Origin of the sequence: Nostoc sp., assembly GCF_036917755.1 — a bacterium.
Lineage (GTDB): Bacteria > Cyanobacteriota > Cyanobacteriia > Cyanobacteriales > Nostocaceae > Nostoc.
Window position 1 is genome coordinate 19,238 of record NZ_JBALFC010000011.1, and the last position, 13,878, is coordinate 33,115.

Here is a 13,878-nt window from a genome sequence, read left to right on the forward strand (position 1 = left end):
CATTAGTCATTTGTCCTCTCTTACAAAGTTCTGATGCCTACCGCGGGCTGCGCCAACGCCGGAAACCGGCGCTCAGACTCTGCGCTTTGTCCTTTGCCTTTACAAATGACTAATGACTAATGACTAAAAATTAACCTGCTTGGCTCAGTTTCAAATCTCGTAGGGCGCTGATATCAACTTTAATCGATGGCCCCATAGTGGCTGCCACATAAAATGTGCGCCAATAACGACCTTTAGCTCCTGAAGGACGGTTACGATCAATCGTCTCCTGTAATGCCTTCAGGTTGACTAACAAATCTTCAGGCGAGAAAGTTGCCTTACCAAACATAACATGAACAATGCCCGTTCGATCAGCTCGGAATTCTAATTTACCAGCTTTGAATTCGGCGATCGCACCTGCTAAATCAAATGTCACGGTTCCACCCTTGGGCGATGGCATTAAACCACGCGGCCCAAGCAACTTACCCAGTCTTGCCACCTGTGGCATCACATCGGGTGTAGCAATCAGCTTGTCAAAATCCATTCTACCTTTCTGGATTTCGTCAATCAGTTCTTCTGATCCGACTATATCAGCACCAGCGTTGCTTGCTTCGTTTACCTTTTCGCCTCTGGCTATCACCGCCACCCGAACGATTTGTCCTGTACCTTTGGGCAATGCTACCGTTGTCCGCAACTGTTGGTCTGCATACTTGGGGTCAATTCCCAGCCGGATATGCGCTTCAGCCGCTTCGGTAAATTTAGCTGTTGCTGTGTCTTTGAGAAGGGCTAAAGCCTCAAGGGGATGATAGTCCTTTTCTTCTACTTTTGCTTGCAGCGTCTGCAAACGACGCGATATTTTTGGCATTTTTTTCTCCTGGGGTAATTCCGAAGCTTCGCCTCTCCCCCGATAATTTTTACTTATTTGTCCTCTCTTACAAAGTTCTAATCGCCGGAAGCCGGCGCTCAGACTTTGCGCTTTGTCATTTGTCTTTTGTCATTTGCTAGTTTTTTACTAATGACCAATGACCAATGACTAATCCGTGACTGTTACACCCATATTCTTAGCCGTTCCTGCCACAATCTTCATTGCCGCGTCTATGTCGTTGGCGTTGAGATCGGGGAGTTTCGTTTGGGCTATTTCTTGCAATTGTGCTTTGGTAATTGATCCAACTTTCTTTTTGTTGGGTTCATTCGAGCCTTTTTCAACTTTCGCCGCCTTCCGAATCAGCACTGATGCTGGTGGCGTCTTGAGTACAAATGTAAAACTCCGGTCTTCAAAAACTGAAATTTCTACAGGTATCACCATTCCAGCTTGGTCTGCTGTCTTGGCGTTGTACTCTTTGCAGAACATCATGATGTTGACGCCATGTTGACCCAAGGCGGGTCCCACTGGCGGTGCGGGGTTGGCTTTTCCAGCATTCAGGGCCAGCTTAATGACCGCTACTATTTTCTTCGCCATTTGTATTTAGCTCTGTTTCTCTACCTGATTAAATTCCAATTCTACTGGTGTATCCCTGCCGAAAATTGAGAGCAAGGCTTTAAGCTTATTCCGCTCTGGAGAAACTTCAATCACCTCGCCTTCAAAGTCTTTAAATGGACCAGAAAGCACCATTATCTTATCACCACTAGCCATGTCAATTTTGAGAACCGGCTCCTGTTCGCTGGTTTGTTTGAATATACGTTCGACTTCTGAAGAACTCAGTGGTATGGGGTTGACATGACCTCGACCCTTACTGCTACCACGTTTTTGTTCTGCACCCACAAAATTAATTACATGGGAGGTATTTCGTACAACCTGCCAAGTATCATCATCCATCATCATCCGCACCAGTACATAGCCAGGGAAAACTTTTTCTTCTGTATGCTGGCGACTGCCATCTTTGCGGATTTTCACCGCTGGCGTCTGCGGAATTTCTACTTGGACAATTTTATCAGCGACATCAAAAGTTTGAATGCGTTGCTCTAAATTAGTCTTTACACGCTTTTCACAGCCTGAGGCTACTTGCACCGCATACCAGCGTGCTTCTTTTGACGCTGCTTCTGCTGTTTCTGCTGTTTCCTCCGACTGCAACATTGAGTTGCGAGGTTCGTTTGTTGCAAAAGTCATCAGAACACCTGTTTTGCTGCCCAACCAAACAATCCATCAACCAAGTATATCAAAGATGCGGAGAGTGCCACCATTAGCAACACAGCCGCGGATTCGCTGACTATCTGTTTCCGACTGGGCCAAACTACTTTTTCAAGTTCTTCTTTGGTTCCCTGTATGAAGTTGCCCAAGCTAAAACCATTGGTGTTTTCTGGCAATTCTGCTTCACTTTTTTTGGCCACGACCCTTTATCCCCCGGTTTGTACTCAATTTTGGATTTTGGATTTTAGATTTTGGATTTACCCTATACCTTAAGGCAAAGGCGCTTAATTTTAGATTTTAGTTTGTCGATTTTAAATTTCTTCTCAATCCCTTTTCCCAACGGGTACGGGTGACGCTCTTACGTCGCTAACAGCAGTTGCTCATGGGGGAAATGCCCAATACATCACTGCTTCACCAAAATCCAAAATCTAAAATCTAAAATTCGGTCATCCAGGTTTACACTTTCGACTCTATTTCACTTGCTGAAAGCAAAACAACTGCAAACACAATAAGTTTACCCGAAATTATTAGCGCTAACTGCTATTTTAGCAGCTGCGTAATTATTTCGGGCTTTGTTTTTTGCTTTTGAGCGCGCCCTGGAGGACTTGAACCCCCGACATCAGGTTTTGGAGACCTGCGTTCTACCAACTGAACTAAGAGCGCACAAGCTGTTTTTGATTCAGGCATTGCGCTGAACTAAATTTCAGTTTAACGCAATATGCGATTTCTATCATACCTCAATTTTGTCGGGAAAACAAGTCAGCGGCAGATGCCGCTTGAGGCTTGAGATTTTTCCCATAATGATTGAAGGACGAATCACAAAGGGCGGTCAAACCGTTGCTTAATTCGGGTTGCCTTACCTACGCGATCGCGCAGATAATACAGTTTAGCACGGCGGACTTTCCCGCGACGTAGTACTTTGATGCTGTCAATCCGGGGAGAATGCAACAGAAATACCCGCTCAACGCCCACGCCTTGAAAAACCTTACGAACTGTAATAGTTTCGTTGATGCCACCATTCCGCATGGCAATCACTACTCCCTCGTAGGGTTGTACGCGGTATTTTTCGCCTTCTTTGATTTTCACTCCCACTTTTACTGTGTCGCCCACATAAATGTCGGGCAGATTCGATTTTATCTGTTCCGCTTCAATGGAGCGGATAATCTCTTGAGCGTTCATAGTCTTTCTGTCTGCTTAAAAAAAACTCACAATCATCAATCATAAATCGATAATCCTATTTCAGTCTACTTGTTGGGATTGATAATTTTACTGATACAACAGTCTAGATATCAAAGATATATTGCAGAATGCTGTACCACAGCAGTGAAATTCATGAAATTTAGCGTCGTCATCACTACCTATAATCGCTTTAAATTGCTGCAAAGAGCAATTGACTCGGCTCGTAACCAAACAATCGAGTGTGAGGTGGTTATTGCCGACGACTGTTCATCTGATGACACCCAAACATATCTCAAAAGCTTAGGGGACAACGTTGTTTACTATCGTAACGAAGTGAACCTTGGTCATGCAGCAACGGTAAATGCTGGTGTTGCCAAAGCTAGCGGCGACTGGATTAAGTTTTTAGATGATGACGACTATTTAGCGCCCAACTGCATAGAAGAAATGGCTAAGGCGATCGCACTTCGTCCTGATGCTGTAATCTGTTCTTGTGTCGCAGATCAAGTGGATGGTAATGGAGTTGAACTCAGTCGTACCCCCCAAGTTGGCCCCGGATTAGCTTTTTATATCCCCCAAGCCGATATTCACTACGGTATGCTCTTAGAGCTTGTACCCTTTGGCACGCCCGTACAAGTAGCTTGCCGGCGTGATGTTTTCCTACAAACTGGTGGCTGGGACTCCAGACTCGATGGTAACTGTGATGACATCGATTCCTGGATTCGGATTGCCCAGTTTGGCGATGCTATTTTCTTCAACCAGTGTCTTGCTTACCGGACTATCTGGCCTGGTGGGTATAATCAAAAGTTTTCTTTGTCTCGGCGGTTGGCTACAAATATTTTGATGAAGGAGAAAATTTACGCCTTGGTAAATGACCAACATCGCTCAAATATTCCCGTCTTTCAGGATATAAAAAATTACCTGAAACTCCATTGGATTTTAGTAGCACTGAAGCAAGGAAATATCAAGAGTTTTCTTACAATGATAGAGCCATCTATACTTTCTCCTCAGTCTTGGAAGTTTTTGCTAACTGCTGTTTTCTCACGCCGCTCTCAGGGAAACAATTCTCAGGTTCGCAAACTTGTATTGATTGAGTCCTAAGTACACGTGACTGTAAAAGGGGTTCGGAAATATTGAGACTTGATGTTGGGTTCCACTTCGTTCTACCCAACCTACGAATGATTAAATTCCATACCCTTTTTGTGGTGTTCTGTACTAAGAACCTACGAGTATGAAAACCCTGTGGAGTTTTCCTGACTCTTAACTCCTTTTATCCCGATTTCTGAAGCCGTTACTGAATAAGTCTTTAAGCTAAGTGGCTGATTATAAGTGCTACCAGTCAGTAGTTAGTGTCCATTTTACGCACTACTGACTACTTTTGAGTTGTCGCTAAAGACCTCAATAATTATGTTGATTTACACTCAGTTACTTATCTTAATTTTTTATACATATCTCAAAGATTATGCGAATCATACATATTTTGAACCACGTTCAAGAAATAGGTAACGGGATTGTGAATGTGGCTGTAGATTTGGCTTGTTTCCAGGCGAAATCTGGTCATCAGGTAGCGGTTATTTCTGCTGGTGGTGAATACGAGACTTTACTAGATGTTTTTGGTGTCAAACACTACCAATTAGACCAAAGTAGGAAACCGATAAGTATGATCAAAGCAGCTATGGGTTATCGAGCGATCACAGCAGAATTTCAGCCAGATATTGTTCATGCACACATGATGACGGGAATCATCCTAGCACGCATTTTTAAAGGGCACAAGTCTGCTTTAGTTTCTACAGTACACAACGAATTTCAACGTGCTAGCCTGCTGATGGGTTTAGCTGACAGGGTAATTGCCGTCAGTAAGGCTGTGCGAGATTCTATGGCAAGGCGGGGTATCCCAGAAAATAAGTTGCGGGTAGTATGCAACGGAACTTTGGGCAGTCCCCGCACCCGACAAATACAGGATTATCAACCTTTACCATTACAGCGTCCAGCGATCGCTACCGTAGCAGGAATGTATCAACGTAAGGGAATTACTGAGTTAATTGCGGCCTTTGAACAAATTGCCTCAGATTTTCCCCAAGCGCATCTTTATTTGGTAGGAAATGGCCCTGATAAACAGCTATTTGAGGCACAGGCACAAGCAACTTCTGTAAAAGAACGCATTCATTTTGAAGGCTTTCAACCGCAGCCTCAACGCTATCTCATATCTTGTGACATATTTGTGCTGGCTTCCCATCGTGACCCTTGCCCTCTGGTACTTTCGGAAGCGAGGGAAGCTGGAACTGCGATTATTGGCACTCAGGTAGATGGGATTCCTGAAGCTTTGGACAATGGGCAAGCAGGTCTTTTGGTGCCAGTAAAAGATAGTAATGCTTTGGCTGGGGTTTTAGTACAATTACTGAGTAATGCCGATATGCTAGACGAGTGGAAACATCGGGCAAATCAAAACCTAGAGTGGTTAACTGTTGCCCGCGTCCATCAGGAAACACTAGTAGTGTATCGTGAATTAATTACAGAATGAGGGCATTGGGCATTGGGCATTGGGCATTGGTGATTGTCAGTTATGTTTTGCTAGTCCCCAGTCCCCAGTCCCCAGTCCTCAGTAAGAGTGTTAAGAGTGTAGCGATCGCTTTAATTTTAAAGCTACACCTAAAGCGCCAAAGATTACTATACCCAAAACATTAGTTGATTCAGGAACAGCAGTGTAATAAGCAGCCACTCTGATTGGACCATCTTTATCCTCTTGCTCTGGTGGCACTGGTGGAATGATTCCAGCACCTGGGGCTAGATTGGGCAGGGTAGCGAATGGATTGTAAAACAGGGTTCCGTTTGGGATTGTGCCACCACTAAAAGTGATAGTACTACCATTGATGGTAATGTCTGTAAAAATATCCTTTAGATCAGAGTTAGTAGAGTAACCAATCTTCCCATCTCCATTTACATCTCCCCACTGCACTGGTTCATTATCAAGTGGTGGAGTAGAATTTGGATTACTATAGGACAGCGTTTTTAAATCAAAAACCAAGCTATTTATATCGTACCCGGTGGCATTTAGAAAATTATTAGCTACATCTGGAACACCATATTCTATTACTTGCCCTGGTTGATAGTCTGTAAGGGTTCTTGGTTTTTTCGTGTCGAGGATGTCTTGATTTTTAGTTGTCACGATGAGTTCTACCAAGATGACGGCTCTTGCTGGTGTCCAAGACAAAAAACTAATTCCTGCTGCTCCTAGAACAGACAAGGCTATTTTGGTTGCTATTGTAGTCATATTTCTGTCCTCTTCATATTGATTGAGAGAATGCTATACCGCGTGGGTTAAATCAAACAGCAAAAACTCACTTTTAAACTGCTATCTACTTGCTAGATAAATAGTGGTCAGTATGTGGCTGCTGACTGAGTTTACATCTACTCATAGGTTGATTTATAAAGCAATTGTGATAATGCTTTATGAATATAAATAGTAATTTCACGTAATCTTTATCAAAAACCTAAATTAGAACTTATGTGTTGACAAATTAGGCAATATGTGAGTTTAAAAAATTTATTTAGATACTTAGTGTACAGGTATACGATAAAGCGAATTTAAAAGCCTATCGAATAGCCCAAAGAAACCTCACCCTGGTTATGCTACGCAAAACCTGTCCCTCTCCTTAGTAAGGAGAGGGATGTCCGTCAGGACAGGGTGAGGTTTTTGTTTTGGGTAATTCGATAAACTGTGTACACTGTTTTGCGTTAATGCTGATCAGGGATTCAAATAAATTTTTTCGTAAATCCACGCAATCGGCTTAACACTGGCTTCGCCCAATTTCCACCTAGCAAATCGTGCAGCAGAATATAAAAACAGGGGATGATAAATAATGTCAGCATTGTTGCGATCGCCATCCCAAAGAAAACTACAATCCCTAAAGGCTGCAAAAACTCCGAACCTTCGCCAATACCCAATGCTAAGGGAAACAGTCCCAAAATAGTGGTGACTGTAGTCATGATAATTGGGCGCAAGCGTTGAGGAGCAGCTTTCACGATCGCAATTTGGCGAGTACAACCTTCTTCTTCCCGAATTTGGTTTGCCAGTTCCACCATTAGAATCCCTGCGTTCACCACAATTCCCACCAGCAGCACCACACCAACAATTACAGTTGCGCCAATTGCAGTTTTGGTAATGTAAAGTCCAAAAATTCCCCCAGCTAACGCCAGTGGTACGGTGAAGATAATTACCAATGGGTCAATCAGCGAATTGTATTGCACCGCCATGACTACAAATATTAAGAACACTGCCAACGCCCCCAAAGTTTTTAAAGCATCCTGAAGTTGCTGATTAGTTTCTTGGGCAGAACTAGGCACAATTGAAACCCCATCAGGTAAGTCTACATCTTCGAGTACCTTGTTGACTTCGGCGATCGCTTCACCAAGACTAGCTCCCTCGCTGAGATTTCCGGCGACAATAAAAGCTTGGCGCTGATTAATCCGTTGCACCTCACCAGGCGCTTGACCTTCTTGAATGTTCGCAACATCTGAAAGGCGGATTAGTTGATTATTTTCTGTAAATAGCGGTAATTGCTCTAGCTGGGAAGGACGCTGAATCGCTTCTTTATTTAGCTGCACCCGCACATCAACTAAACGATTCCCGCGTTGAATTTGCGTCGGAACTGAACCTTCAATTGCTGTCTGAACTGTTGCACCAATTTGTTGAGCGCTCAACCCTAAAGCCGAAACCCGTTCCCAGTCAGGGCGAATTTGGATTTCCGGTTGTCGGGGGTCGGCATCTGGTCGGAATGTCGCTAATTTTGCCCTTTCTTGCAATGCTTGCAGCACTTGTGCGCCTGCTTGCGTTAAGTTTTCTTCATTCTCGCCTTGCAGAATTACGTCAACGTCTGACCCTTGCACAGGAGAATTACTCAAGATTAAACCCCGCACCTGACCAGGATTGAGGCGCAGCAGAATTCCTGCTAAGTTGAGTTTGTTAAATTCCTGAGTTACTTTTTTGACGAAAGCTTCGACATCTGTGCCTGGTTTAAGATTGATAGTGCTGCTGGCACGTAAAGGATTTTCTGTGGTATTGCTGCCAAACAAAGAACCACCCACAGTTGTGAAAGCAGACTGGGTTTCTGGTTGTTTGAGCAAAATGTCATCGACAATTTGCATAACTTTTTCAGAAGTTGCTAAAGGTGTACCGGCAGGAAACTGCGCTCTCAAGTTAGCTTGACCAGTACTAATGCGGGGTAAAATTTCTTGGGGAATTTGACCAAACATAAAGAAGCTACTGCCGCCTAAAATTAGCAAAGCAGCAGTAACTACAAGGAGCCGATAGCGTAAAATTTTGGTTAAGAAGCTACCGTATCCCCGTGTAGCATCTTCAAATCGGTGATTAAATTGCCTCAGCAGCCAAAATTCACTAATCCGACTAGACCAGCGAATTCCCAAAAGTCGAGAAGACAGCATCGGCACTATTGTGATGGCGACGACAAGGGAGGCTGCGACTGCGAAGCTAATTGTCAAAATCAGTTCATTAAATAGCAGTGCAATAAAGCCGCCAATTAAGAGGAATGGCACTACAGAAACTAAGTTGGCACCTGTAGCAGCAACTAAAGCAGATTCTACTTCTTGGGAAGCTGCGATCGCACTATCAATAAAAAATTTGGAATTTCTCCCCGAATCCCCTTCTTGCATCTCTCTCTGATTGGGAGTCATCCCCGCTTTTTCGGAAATGTTTTCTAAAATCACAATCGATGTGTCAATTGCTTGACCAACTCCTAATGTCAACCCTGCTAAACTGAATACATTCAACGTCAAGCCAAATATTTTCATCAATGCGATCGCGGCCAGAGTACACAACGGAATCGTCAAACTGATAATAAATGTTTGCCTGAATGATCCCAAAAACAACAACACTGCTGCTGCTGCTAACAATGCCCCAGAAATCCCCGAAAAGATGACATCATTTAAAGAATTACGGATGAAAACAGATTCATCTGTAGTGGGACTCAAAGTCATATCTGCTGGAATTAAACCCGATTGCCGTAATTGTTCAATTCGCCGCTTCACAGCATCTACAACTGTGATTGTGTTGGCCTCCGGCTGCTTTTGGATTGAAAATTTCACAGCAGGCTGACGATTCAGGTAAACAAATACTCGCTGGTCTTCTGTATCGTCAATTACCTCCGCAAAGTCTCGCAAATAAACGCGGCGGGGAAGGGATGAGGGGGATGAGGGGGATGAGGGGGATGAGGGGGATGAGACTTCTAAGGAGAGGTTTTCAATTTCCTTGGCATTTTGGAAGCGTCCTACAGTCCGAGTCAATGGTTCGGAATTTTGCCCCAGAATCCGACCGCCAGAAGTGTCTTGGTTACGGGCTGTTAATTCATCTAATACGTCATTTAACCCCACACCCAAAGCTTGCAATCGGTTTAAGTCAACAAGCACTCGTACTTCTTCTTCAGCACCACCAGATACATCAACTGAAGCGACTCCTGGCACAACACTGAGTTCACGGGTTAACTCTTCATCAGCAAATACGCGTAAATCTTTACCTGGCAACGAGGCAGATGTCAGCGCCAATTCATAAACTGGCAATTGGGAGGGATCGACTTTAAATAAGCGCGGCTCCTCTATCGTATCTGGCAGTTGTCCTCGACCTCGGTTAAAAGCAGCAGTCGCATCGTTTAGGGCTTGGTCAATATCGCCCCCTGGTTGGAAGTATAAATCCAGGTTCACCTGTCCCTCACGGGTACGGGAAAAAATTTGCACTACATTCTCGGTTGCCGCTAAAGTTTCTTCTAAGGGTCTGGTGATTTCATCTACGGCTACTTCCGGTGAAATACCAGGAGCTTCTAGCCGGACACTAACTCGTGGATAGGTAATTGACGGTAGGAGATCCACTTGGATCGTTGTGAGAAAAAATACCCCAATGACAATTACTGCCACGGTGAGCATGAGTGTGCCAATGTGTTGGCGGATAGCGATCGCGCTGAGGCTAAATCCGCTATTGCCATTATTATTATTTGCCTGTTGCATGATACTAAGTGATAAGTGGTGACTACTGAATACTTTTTTTATTGCTTTTCTGAAAGAATTGAAAGACTTACAGTGTCACCTTCTTTTAACGCCTTACCACTACGAACAACATAGCGCTCTCCCGCTTGCAAACCAGATAAAATTTCGACTCTACCATCAGCCTTTTTTCCTAACATTACGGCTCGTGTTGTTACCTTCGTTTTGCCTTCTGTGTCTTTGACGACAAATATTGCTCCACTTCGGTCTTGTGACTTTGCCTGTGTCAAACCAGATGTGTTAGATGGGGAATTCTGCCGGACATTTGTTTCCGTCTCCCCTGTACGTTTGGAGTTATTACTGCCTGCTTGTTTCTGAATAGCTGTTTGCGGCACTACTACGCGCTGTGTTGTCTGGGTTTCAAAATTGACTCGCGCCAGCAGTCCACTACCAATCTTGGCTTGATTGTTGGGAATCACTACCTCTACAGGTATCAACCGAGATGTGGCATCGGCAGCTGGGGAAATGCGCGTCACTCTGCCAATTAATGTTTCGTTGGGAAAGGCATCTAAGCGCACTTGTACAGACTGCCCAACCTGAATTTGTGACAGTTCTAATTCGGAAACTTGGACGACGACTTTCACACGGTTAAAGTCGCCAATTTTTAAGACTTCGTTACCTGGTTGCAGAAGATTGCCGGGTTCTGTTACCTTTTCTGTGACTACGCCAGTTATGGGAGATGTCAGCCGAGCGTAAGAGCTGCGCTCTTTGGTTTGAGCAACCAATGCTTGTTGAGCAAGTACTCGACCTTGGGCGGCGGCGACGGCTTGCTGTTCTGTACGGACTTGTTCTTGTCCTGCCCGCAATGCCTGGGCAGCTGTTTTTGCCTGTGTGCGTGATTGCTGGGCAGTTTGTTCAGAGATCGCTCCAGCTTTGAATAGATTCTGCTGCCGTTCTGAGTCTGCCTGAGCTTGCACCACTTCTAGCCGCGCCCGTTCAACGTCTGCACGGGCATTGCTTACCTGATTGGTTGCCCTCGCTACTTCTGATTTCAGGGCTGCTAGTTCTGCTTGGGCTTGCTTTAATTGGGTCGAAAGTATGGCATCATCTAACTGCCCAACGTTTTGCCCAACCTTTACTGGATCGCCGACATCTAAGTTCAAAGCCAACAACCGCGCTTCCACCTGCGATCGCACTGATATAATCCGAAAGGGTGTTGTATTACCTGTATATTCTGGTTGTTTTTGCAGCAAGTCAGTTCGAGCGATCGCCACATCTACAGCCGTTGCACTACTACCACGTTGCCCACTACCAGGACTCTGAGATTCTGCATCAGCCGATTCCTTCGGCAGTGATCCACAATTGGCTGTCAGCAGTCCTATCGCCAGCAAACAGGGAATCAATAATATGGATGTAAAATCAAAACTACTCTTTACATCTGCCACAGCCATATCAGTCTTCATAACTGAATCTAACTGGGTATTAATTACCTGGTTAGCGGCTGCGAAAGGTGAGATTTTCGCCTGCTTCTGCGGCTTATTTCTGTCCAAAATCATTTATTTTTCTCCTATTTGGGGAGCTTTTGGGGTTAAACAGCCGTGCATTACCAAGTAATTTTGAGACACTATGACTAATGAAAAGCGGCGAGAGTCAATTAGCTATCTTCTTGCAGAATTTTGTATCAAAAATTACTTTTTTATCACGAAAAATTCTCACCACTTTAACTCATTACATCGATGACACAGCTTTTTAGCTGACGATGCAATTCTTAACTTAGTATAAATATTTTTAAATTTATTGCAATCTGCCGCTAGTAGAAGACTTAAGCTAGTCGCAAACCATATTCATCTTGAAAAAAATTGACAAGCCAATCTTTGACTCTGAGGGTAGCGCGGCAATCATCTTCGTTGTAGCTTTGAATAATTTCTAGTAAGGTGCGATCGCCTGTTTCTAGCCACTGATCATACCAATAAATACACTTGGCACCACTAGCTTCTTTTTCCCGCCACTCAAATCCTAACCAACGAGCGATCGCTTTCAGGGCATAACTTTCTACAGGCAATGCTACACTTTGGGTTAATTGTTCATACACATCCACAAATCGACTCAGTACAGGACGCACTGAAGAGTAGGGAGTGTTGTAAAGCTTTGCCAACCGCTTAACTGTATCAAACTCGTAGACACAAAAATGATAAATTGGCGCTTCGGGATATTGCCAAACCAAATCTAAAAATTGCTGCCAAACTAATTCTTCGTCTTCTGGTTTGTCTGCTAAAAACGAATAAAACTGTTCTGTATTAGCAAGTCTATCAACGACCAAAACCCCTAAGAGATAATCTAAATCTAAATCGGGCTGTGCTTCAATATCAAAGTAAAGCTCTATGGGGGCTGTGAATGTAATATCTTTTATTGGTAGCGGGTAGGGTAAAATAAGCGGTCGTTTTTCTAGTGCAGATTGAGCTTGCACTACTAGCTTGGGCGCTACTTCACTGTCAAAACCAAGCAGGTTTTCTAAGGTGCTGGGACTGGTGTCAGCGAGAGATTCCAGTGTGGTGATGGCTAAGGCTTGCAGTTGAGTGTAGCGAATCGGTGTTACACCTGGTAATAGTGATAGATGTTTTTCAGATTGTGCGATCGCATAACATTCACTATACCAATGGCAAAGATTGCACTTTTGCCGAGCAATAAACACCTCTGGCGGATTCGGTAACTCTAAAACTTGAATAAACTCCTCTAGAATCTGCTGCATCCGTGGCATCCATTTGAGCAAATCCACAGGATAATTTCTATCTTTGGTACGCAATATCAGCCAAGCTGTTTCTGGTTCAAACTCCTGTACTGTTGCCAATACTTGGGTGTGAAATGCGGCAACAACTTGATATTCTTGCTTAGGGCGCTTACCCAGTTCAATACTAGCCGCAACATACATCCAATCTCCAAAGCCGGATTTTCCTGGCCGTTTCACGAGTAAATCTGGACGACTCAGTAAGGTGTATGCTTCAGAATAAGTTGCTGACAGTACTCCTTTATATATGTACTCAACCCCACGCTGCATCAATTCTAAAGTTACCTTCTCTGCATTTTCCCAGTTTCCATAAGAATAATCTGGTTGATCATAAGTCACCTTTGCCAAAACACTCAGCTGATGAGCGATTTTGTCCTGTTGCAGTTTCCGTAGCAACTCATTGGGAGCATTGCGCTGACTTTTGTCACCGTGGATATCTAGAAAAGACCGGCGTTTACAGCGTTGGTATTGCAGTAGGGATTCAGCATTAATTAGCATCCTTTTAAGTTAACAAGAATTAGGACACTCTGGGAATAACTCAGACAATTAATCATGGAGTAGGGGAGATAAGAGAGATAGGGGAGATGGGGAGCAGAGGTCAACCCCTTTGGGGAATTCAAAATTCAAAATTCAAATTTATTTGCTCTGTATCCTTTCCTCCTTCGGTCAGTAGCTATAATTTAGCGAATTGGTATAAATGGGACTCGTGAATGAACCTCGGAGCTTCGTGAATGAACCTCGGAGCTTCGTGAATGAACCTCGGAGCTTCGTGAATGAACCTCGGAGCTTCGTGAATGAACCTCGGAGCTTCGTGAATGAA

The 13,878-nt window shown here is 44.0% G+C and carries 11 protein-coding genes and 1 tRNA gene; 2 read left to right on the plus strand and 10 right to left on the minus strand.

What is annotated here, in order from left to right; translation table 11 throughout:
* Positions 1–130: 130 nt before the first annotated feature.
* The 6 genes from rplA to rplS all read right to left on the minus strand — a co-directional run bounded on the left by rplA (position 131) and on the right by rplS (position 3,286).
* Positions 131–844: a 50S ribosomal protein L1 gene (rplA, locus tag V7L05_RS03700; protein WP_335161907.1), complete on the minus strand. Its 714-nt coding sequence runs from the start codon at positions 842–844 to the stop codon at positions 131–133.
* Positions 845–1,012: 168 nt separating this feature from the next.
* Entirely contained in the window at positions 1,013–1,438 is a 426-nt protein-coding gene (gene rplK / locus V7L05_RS03705) for a 50S ribosomal protein L11 (protein WP_273766606.1), read from the minus strand.
* 6 nt (positions 1,439–1,444) lie between these two features.
* The gene (nusG, locus tag V7L05_RS03710; protein WP_335161909.1) at positions 1,445–2,086 is read right to left on the minus strand and encodes a transcription termination/antitermination protein NusG; all 642 of its coding nucleotides are present in this window, start codon (positions 2,084–2,086) and stop codon (positions 1,445–1,447) included.
* Complete coding sequence (gene secE, locus V7L05_RS03715; protein ID WP_334950896.1) at positions 2,086–2,307, minus strand: preprotein translocase subunit SecE; 222 nt, start codon at positions 2,305–2,307, stop codon at positions 2,086–2,088. Before secE ends, nusG begins: the two co-directional genes overlap by 1 nt.
* Positions 2,308–2,697: 390 nt before the next feature.
* Positions 2,698–2,770, minus strand: a tRNA-Trp gene (locus V7L05_RS03720).
* A 153-nt stretch (positions 2,771–2,923) separates the two neighbouring features.
* The gene (rplS, locus tag V7L05_RS03725; RefSeq protein WP_273766612.1) at positions 2,924–3,286 is read right to left on the minus strand and encodes a 50S ribosomal protein L19; all 363 of its coding nucleotides are present in this window, start codon (positions 3,284–3,286) and stop codon (positions 2,924–2,926) included.
* Positions 3,287–3,439: 153 nt separating this feature from the next.
* On the opposite strand from rplS, the gene V7L05_RS03730 reads away from it, so the two are divergent.
* Positions 3,440–4,384 carry a glycosyltransferase family 2 protein gene (locus tag V7L05_RS03730; RefSeq protein ID WP_335161911.1) on the plus strand — a complete coding sequence of 315 codons (945 nt, stop codon included), beginning with the start codon at positions 3,440–3,442 and terminating at the stop codon, positions 4,382–4,384.
* A 361-nt stretch (positions 4,385–4,745) separates the two neighbouring features.
* A complete protein-coding gene (locus V7L05_RS03735) occupies positions 4,746–5,804 on the plus strand; it encodes a glycosyltransferase (protein ID WP_335161913.1) in 1,059 nt (352 codons plus the stop codon).
* Positions 5,805–5,894: 90 nt separating this feature from the next.
* Here V7L05_RS03735 and V7L05_RS03740 read toward each other — a convergent pair whose 3' ends face one another.
* From V7L05_RS03740 to V7L05_RS03755, 4 genes are all read right to left on the minus strand, one after another.
* On the minus strand, positions 5,895–6,554 hold the full coding sequence (locus V7L05_RS03740) for a hypothetical protein (RefSeq protein WP_335161915.1): 660 nt from the start codon (positions 6,552–6,554) through the stop codon (positions 5,895–5,897).
* 482 nt (positions 6,555–7,036) lie between these two features.
* Complete coding sequence (locus V7L05_RS03745) at positions 7,037–10,297, minus strand: efflux RND transporter permease subunit (RefSeq protein ID WP_335161917.1); 3,261 nt, start codon at positions 10,295–10,297, stop codon at positions 7,037–7,039.
* 38 nt (positions 10,298–10,335) lie between these two features.
* Entirely contained in the window at positions 10,336–11,829 is a 1,494-nt protein-coding gene (locus V7L05_RS03750) for an efflux RND transporter periplasmic adaptor subunit (RefSeq protein ID WP_335161919.1), read from the minus strand.
* A gap of 266 nt (positions 11,830–12,095) precedes the next feature.
* On the minus strand, positions 12,096–13,556 hold the full coding sequence (locus V7L05_RS03755) for a TM0106 family RecB-like putative nuclease (RefSeq protein ID WP_335161921.1): 1,461 nt from the start codon (positions 13,554–13,556) through the stop codon (positions 12,096–12,098).
* Between the last annotated feature and the right edge of the window lie 322 nt (positions 13,557–13,878).

Excerpts from the sequence above, each read along its gene's own strand:
- V7L05_RS03740 (WP_335161915.1), bottom strand. The coding sequence starts at position 6,554 with ATGACTACAATAGCAACCAAAATAGCCTTGTCTGTTCTAGGAGCAGCA.
- V7L05_RS03735 (WP_335161913.1), top strand. The coding sequence starts at position 4,746 with ATGCGAATCATACATATTTTGAACCACGTTCAAGAAATAGGTAACGGG.
- rplS (WP_273766612.1), bottom strand. The coding sequence starts at position 3,286 with ATGAACGCTCAAGAGATTATCCGCTCCATTGAAGCGGAACAGATAAAA.
- V7L05_RS03730 (WP_335161911.1), top strand. The coding sequence starts at position 3,440 with ATGAAATTTAGCGTCGTCATCACTACCTATAATCGCTTTAAATTGCTG.
- V7L05_RS03745 (WP_335161917.1), bottom strand. The coding sequence starts at position 10,297 with ATGCAACAGGCAAATAATAATAATGGCAATAGCGGATTTAGCCTCAGC.
- nusG (WP_335161909.1), bottom strand. The coding sequence starts at position 2,086 with ATGACTTTTGCAACAAACGAACCTCGCAACTCAATGTTGCAGTCGGAG.
- rplK (WP_273766606.1), bottom strand. The coding sequence starts at position 1,438 with ATGGCGAAGAAAATAGTAGCGGTCATTAAGCTGGCCCTGAATGCTGGA.
- V7L05_RS03755 (WP_335161921.1), bottom strand. The coding sequence starts at position 13,556 with ATGCTAATTAATGCTGAATCCCTACTGCAATACCAACGCTGTAAACGC.
- V7L05_RS03750 (WP_335161919.1), bottom strand. The coding sequence starts at position 11,829 with ATGATTTTGGACAGAAATAAGCCGCAGAAGCAGGCGAAAATCTCACCT.
- rplA (WP_335161907.1), bottom strand. The coding sequence starts at position 844 with ATGCCAAAAATATCGCGTCGTTTGCAGACGCTGCAAGCAAAAGTAGAA.